The sequence below is a fragment of the Rathayibacter sp. YIM 133350 genome (genome assembly GCF_037404875.1).
GTDB lineage: Bacteria > Actinomycetota > Actinomycetes > Actinomycetales > Microbacteriaceae > Orlajensenia.
Genome location: NZ_JBBELO010000031.1, coordinates 1 through 759, shown reverse-complemented (window position 1 = coordinate 759; position 759 = coordinate 1). Strand labels below are relative to the sequence as shown.

The following is a 759-nucleotide window of genomic DNA, read 5'->3' as shown; positions in this document are numbered from 1 at the left end:
GAGGTTGATCCTTCCCAGTCCCGGCAAGGAGGCGAGGATCTCCGCGTCACGCTGCATCGACTGCCCCGGCTCGGTCTCCTCGGACGCGGGTAGCTCTGCCGTCAGGATGTCGAGCTGACGATGGGCATCCTTGATCTGCCGGTTCAGCAGGCGAACCCGGACGACCAGCGTGGCCATATGGGCCCGCGCCGCTTCGGTCGTGCCGGGTGCGACCGCCAGCGGCGGTTGGCGCAGGATGGCGAGCACCTGGTCGACATCGAGACGACGGATGCGGTGATCTCCAAGGATCTTGGCGATCAACTGCCGGCGGCCGCGGGTGGCTTTGGCGGGCGTCGGCACAGCCTGCCAGAGATCGAGCAGCCAGGCGGTCCCGAGATCTTCGTCGAGATCGATGAAGGCCGGGAAGTAGCGCCAGAGCAGCTCGCGCATGCGGTTGGTCAGGGCCTGCCGCTCAACCGTCAGGCTGTCGGCGATCCGTGACCATTCCCTGAGCTGGATGACAGTCGGATCGGCGACCGCGAGCCGGCGGAAGCACTGCGGATCGGTTCGCAGGCCGGAGGCCATGACCAGGGCATCGCGGCTGTCGTCCTTGGCGCCGGCGACCGTGAAGCGGTCGCGGAAGCGATCCATCTGCTTCGGGTTGATGGCATAGAGATTGAAGTCGCGCTCGATCAGCGTCTCGACGATCGGGCCATGCGGCACTTCGATCGCGACATGGACCTGGCAGGCCTCGGCGGCACCGCTCGCCGTCATCAGCCA

The 759-nt window shown here is 66.9% G+C and carries 1 protein-coding gene; it reads right to left on the bottom strand.

Annotated elements, in window-relative coordinates; all coding sequences use genetic code 11:
* The coding region (locus tag WDJ51_RS10040) for an IS110 family transposase (protein WP_337852319.1) at nucleotides 1-759 on the bottom strand (759 nt) is incomplete at both ends.